The sequence below is a fragment of the Stenotrophomonas maltophilia group sp. Smal17 genome (assembly GCF_030237045.1).
GTDB lineage: Bacteria > Pseudomonadota > Gammaproteobacteria > Xanthomonadales > Xanthomonadaceae > Stenotrophomonas > Stenotrophomonas forensis.
Window position 1 is genome coordinate 1 of the sequence record NZ_JASJSU010000153.1, and the last position, 4,772, is coordinate 4,772.

At 68.8% G+C, this 4,772-nt stretch carries 6 protein-coding genes; all 6 read right to left on the reverse strand.

Annotated elements, in window-relative coordinates:
* Positions 1–4: 4 nt before the first annotated feature.
* From QRO93_RS21085 to ccmA, 6 genes are read right to left on the reverse strand one after another with little or no spacing between them, the layout of a single operon-like run.
* Positions 5–1,924: a heme lyase CcmF/NrfE family subunit gene (locus tag QRO93_RS21085; protein ID WP_180881062.1), complete on the reverse strand. Its 1,920-nt coding sequence runs from the start codon at positions 1,922–1,924 to the stop codon at positions 5–7.
* Positions 1,925–2,386, reverse strand: a complete 462-nt coding sequence (ccmE, locus tag QRO93_RS21090; RefSeq protein ID WP_049456029.1) for a cytochrome c maturation protein CcmE — start codon at positions 2,384–2,386, stop codon at positions 1,925–1,927.
* Positions 2,383–2,571, reverse strand: coding sequence for a heme exporter protein CcmD (gene ccmD, locus QRO93_RS21095; RefSeq protein WP_005410342.1), 189 nt, complete (start codon positions 2,569–2,571; stop codon positions 2,383–2,385). The genes ccmE and ccmD overlap by 4 nt, the downstream gene beginning before the upstream one ends.
* Positions 2,568–3,338, reverse strand: coding sequence for a heme ABC transporter permease CcmC (ccmC, locus tag QRO93_RS21100; RefSeq protein ID WP_180881060.1), 771 nt, complete (start codon positions 3,336–3,338; stop codon positions 2,568–2,570). Before ccmC ends, ccmD begins: the two co-directional genes overlap by 4 nt.
* Before the next feature lie 43 nt (positions 3,339–3,381).
* The gene (ccmB, locus tag QRO93_RS21105; RefSeq protein ID WP_006456616.1) at positions 3,382–4,077 is read right to left on the reverse strand and encodes a heme exporter protein CcmB; all 696 of its coding nucleotides are present in this window, start codon (positions 4,075–4,077) and stop codon (positions 3,382–3,384) included.
* On the reverse strand, positions 4,074–4,703 hold the full coding sequence (gene ccmA / locus QRO93_RS21110; protein ID WP_049456031.1) for a heme ABC exporter ATP-binding protein CcmA: 630 nt from the start codon (positions 4,701–4,703) through the stop codon (positions 4,074–4,076). Before ccmA ends, ccmB begins: the two co-directional genes overlap by 4 nt.
* Positions 4,704–4,772: the final 69 nt, after the last annotated feature.

The following is a 4,772-nucleotide window of genomic DNA, read 5'->3' on the forward strand; positions in this document are numbered from 1 at the left end:
ACTCCTACGGACGACGGAAACGGCGGTCGGCGGCGGTGATGAATCCGCCCAGGGCCATCAGCAGCGCGCCCAGCCAGATCCAGCGCACGAACGGCTTGATGTGTACCCGTACCGCCCATGCATTGTTGCCCAGCGGCTCGCCCAATGCCACGTAGACATCACCGTCGAAGCGTGCGTCGATGCCAGCCTCGGTCATCACCTGGCCACCGCTGACGTACTGGCGCTTCTCCGGATGCAGCAGCGCCAGCTCGCGGCCGTTGCGGAACACCCGCAGATGGCCGCGGTCGGCGATGAAATTGGGGCCTTCGCGATGGTCCACGCCTTCGAAGCGCACTTCATGGCGGCCGACCACCAGCTGCTGGCCCGGTGCCAGCGCCACTTCACGCTGCACATTCAGCGCTTCCACCAGCAAGGCGCCAGCCAGGAACAACGCGATGCCGGCGTGGGCGACGATCATGCCGAGCATCTCGGCGGTGAAGCGGCCGTTGCCGCGCAGCCGCTGCCAGACAAAACGCGCGGTACCGAACCCGACCCAGGCCGCTGCGGCCACGCCGAGGCCGGCCTTCCAGCCATTCTGCGGCGCCTGCCACCAGGCCAGCGCGCCGAGCACGATGGCCAGTGCCAGCCACGGTGCCAGCAGCGCGAAGGCACGCGAGGGCTGGTCGCGCTGCCACTTCACCAGTGGGCCGAACGGCAGCAGCAGGATCATCGGTGCCATCAGCAGCAGGAACAGGCTGCCGAAGTAGGGCGGGCCGACCGAGATCTTGCCCAGCGACATTGCATCGGCCAGCAGCGGGTACAGCGTGCCCAGCAGCACCATCGCGCAGGCGGTGGCCAGCAGCAGGTTGTTGGCCAGCAGCAGGGTTTCGCGCGAGGTGGCGGTGAAGCCGCGACGCGGATCGTCGGCGTCCACGCTCAGCTGGCTGGCGCGCAGCGCATACAGCAGCAGGCTGCCACCGACCAGCACCGACAGGAACACCAGGATGAACAGGCCGCGCGAGGGATCGGCGGCGAACGAATGCACGCTGGTCAGCACGCCGGAGCGCACCAGGAACGTACCCAGCAGCGACAGCGCGAAGGCGGCGATCGCCAGCAGCAGGGTCCAGCTGCCGAAGGTACCGCGCTTTTCGGTGACCGCCTGCGAGTGGATCAGTGCCGCACCGACCAGCCACGGCATGAAGCTGGCGTTCTCCACCGGGTCCCAGAACCACCAGCCGCCCCAGCCCAGCTCGTAGTAGGCCCACCAGCTGCCGAGCGCGATGCCCAGGGTCAGGAAGCCCCAGGCGACGTTGGTCCAGGGCCGCGTCCAGCGCAGCCAGCGCGCGTCGACGCGGCCTTCCAGCAGCGCCGCCACCGCGAACGCGAACGGCACCGCGAAGCCAACGTAGCCCAGGTACAGCATCGGCGGGTGGATGATCAGCCCCGGGTCCTGCAGCAGTGGATTGAGGTCGCGGCCTTCCAGTGGCGCCGGATTCAGGCGTAGGAACGGGTTGGAGGTGAAGATCAGGAAGGCGAGGAAGCCGACGCTGACCACACCCATCACCGCCAGTACGCGCGCCTGCACCGGTGCCGGCAGGTGCCGCGAGAACAGCGCTACCGCGCCGGTCCACAGCGCCAGTACCAGCGCCCACATCAGCAGCGAGCCTTCGTGCGCACCCCACACCGCCGAATAGCGGTAGATCATCGGCAGCAGCGAATTGGAGTTCTCGGCCACGTAGCGCACCGAGAAATCCTGCTGCACGAATGCGGCGGTGAGCACGGCGAACGCGCCGGCGACCAGCATCAGCTGGGCAAAGGCGGCCGGTCGCGCCACCGCCATCCAGGCCGGGTTGTTGCGATGCGCGCCCACCAGCGGCAGGCCAGCCTGCAGCAGCGAGGCCAGCAACGCGCACAACAGCAGGATCTGACCCAGTTCGGGCAGCACTCAGCGCACCTCGGGTGCCGTCACCGGCACGTCGTGCTTGCGATGGGCATCGCCCATCTTGTCGGCCACTTCCTTCGGCACGTACTTCTCATCGTGCTTGGCCAGCACTTCATCGGCGACGAAAATCCCATCCTGAAGCCGGCCGCTGGCGACCACGGCGGTGCCTTCGGCAAACATGTCCGGCAGGATCCGCGAGGTGGTCACCGGCAGCTGTGCATCGCCGTCGGTCACTTCGAAGCGCGCCTCCAGCGAGCCGACCGGGCGGTTGAAGGAGCCCTTCACCACCATCCCGCCGAGGCGGAAGCGCGACTGCGCATCGACATCGCCGCGCAGTACTTCGGCGGGCGTGTACAGGTAGGCGATGTTGCGCTCCAGCGCCATCGCCACCAGTGCGGTGGCCAGGCCGGAGGCGAGCAGGGCCAACAGCACCCAGGCCAGGCGGCGACGCTGAACCGGGGTCATCGTTCCAGCTCCGTCGACAGCGGCGCGGCCGCGTCCTGCCGGCCGGCACGGGTCTGCTGGCGCTGCTGCCGGGCCAGGGCCAAGCGGCGCGCCACGCGCAGGCGCAGCCACGAGCCGATGGCGTCGGCGCCAAGTACCAGCACGAACACGGCGTAGGCGCCGATCACATAGGGCAGGTGGGTCATGGCTGGGCCTCCCGGGCCGGGCGCGAGGCATCGACTCGACCGCCGACCCAGGCCTTGCCGGCCTCGCGGTCGAGGTTGTCGGCGCGCGCCTTGGCCAGTACCGAACCGGCGAACCAGAACTTGGTGCCGATCACCATCCACCACAGCGGCGCGATCATCGCGCTGCTGATCGCCGATTCACCAAACACGTTGATCGACTGGCGCTGGTGCAGGCCACCCCACCAGTCCACTGAATAGCGGATCACCGGCAGCAGGCTGACGCCGACGATGGCCAGCAGGCCGGCCGCGCGCGCGGCGCTGCGGCGATCCTCGATGGCGTGGTACAGGCCGATCACGCCCAGGTACAGGAACAGCAGCACCAGCTCACTGGTCATGCGCGGGTCCCAGTCCCACCAGGTGCCCCAGGTGCCCTTGCCCCAGATGCTGCCGGTCAGCAGGGTGATCAGGGTGAAGCCGGCACCCATCGGTGCGCAGGCCATGGCCAGGATCTCGCAGACCTTGATCCGCCAGATCAGGGCAATAGCGGCATACAGCGCCATCAGCGCGAATACGAACAGGCTCATCCAGGCACTGGGCACATGGATGTAGAGGATGCGGAAGCTGTCCAGCTGCTTGGCTTCCGGTGGCACCACCAGCAGTGCCTGCCACATGCCGACCAGCAGCACCGGCACCGCGGCGAGATAGAACACCCGCGACCAGCGGGCAGCGAATCGGTCGAACGTGGGGGGCGAACCGAGTTGGTGGAACCAGCGGACAATCGGATTCATGCGTGGCGGCTATCCAGCAGGGGTGGATTGGCTCTCAGCTCGGTCAACTCAGAGAAATGCGTATTGCAGCGGCGGTGGCCAGCGGAGCCAGCACCAGCGCGACCAGCAGGCCGGCGCCCAGCATCAGCAGCGCACCGACCGGATCCTGTCCGCGTCCGGCTGCCGCCAGGCTGCCTGCGCCGAACACCAGCACCGGCACGTACAGCGGCAACGACAGCAACGCCACGAGAATACCAGAGCGTCGGATGCCTACGGTCAGCGCGGCGACCACGCCACCGATCAGGCTCAGCAACGGCGTTCCCAGCAGCAACGATGCCAGCAACATCGGCAGCTGGTCATGCGGCAGATGCAGCATTTCCGCCAGCAACGGGCTGACCACGATCAACGGCAGCGCGGTGGTCGCCCAGTGCAGCAGCACGCGCACCAGCACCAGCCACGCCAACGGTACCGGCGCCAGCAGCCATTGCTCCAGCGAGCCGTCTTCGGCATCGGAACGGAACAGCGAATCCAGCGACAGCTGGCCGGCCAGCAGCACCGCCAGCCACAGCACCGCACCGGCGGTGGCGGCCAGCAGCTGCGGCTCGCGGCCCTGGGCCAATGCGAACAACACCACCACCAGCACGGCAAACAGCAGCGGCTGCAGTGCATCGCCGCGACGGCGCCAGAGCAGGCGCAGGTCGCGCTTGAGCAGGGCGCCCGCGGTCTGCCACAGGCCCGGTTCGGTGCCCGGCGCGATCATGCGGCACCGCCGAGGTCGAGCTGGCGGGTGCGTACCGGCGGGGCCGCATAGGCGCCATGGGTGGTGACCAGCGCCGCGCCCCCGGCGCGCAGATGCGCCGAGATCATCCGGTTGACCAGGGTGATGCCCTCCAGGTCGAGGTTGGCGTAGGGTTCGTCGAGCAGCCACAGCGGTGCGGGCGACAGCCAGATGCGCGCCAGCGCCAACCGCCGCTTCTGCCCGGCGGACAGGTGACGGACCAAGGTGTCCTCGTAGCCGGCCAGGCCGACGATGGCCAGCGCGTTGCCGGGCATCTGCCGTGCACGGCGGCCGTGCAGGCCACACAGGAAGTGCAGGTTCTCCAGCGTATCCAGATCCGGCTTCAAGGCCGGCAGATGGCTGAGGTAGGCGACGTAGCGAGCGCGCTCGGCAGTGCTGGCCGGCTTGCCGTCGATCCGCACCTGGCCCGCGCCGGGCCGGGCCAGGCCGGCCAGCACGCGCAGCAGGGTGGTCTTGCCGGCGCCATTGCCGCCCTGCACCAGCAGGGCTTCGCCGGCGTCCACGTGGAAATCCAGCGGGCCGAACACGGGCTCGTCATTGCGGGAGAAGCTCAGGCCGCTGGCGGCCAGCAATGCAGGGGTGTTCAAGGGGCAGGGATCTTCATGCCGGAGTGCGGCGGCAATTGTAGCGGCGAATGCCCGTGGTAGTGGGGGGGG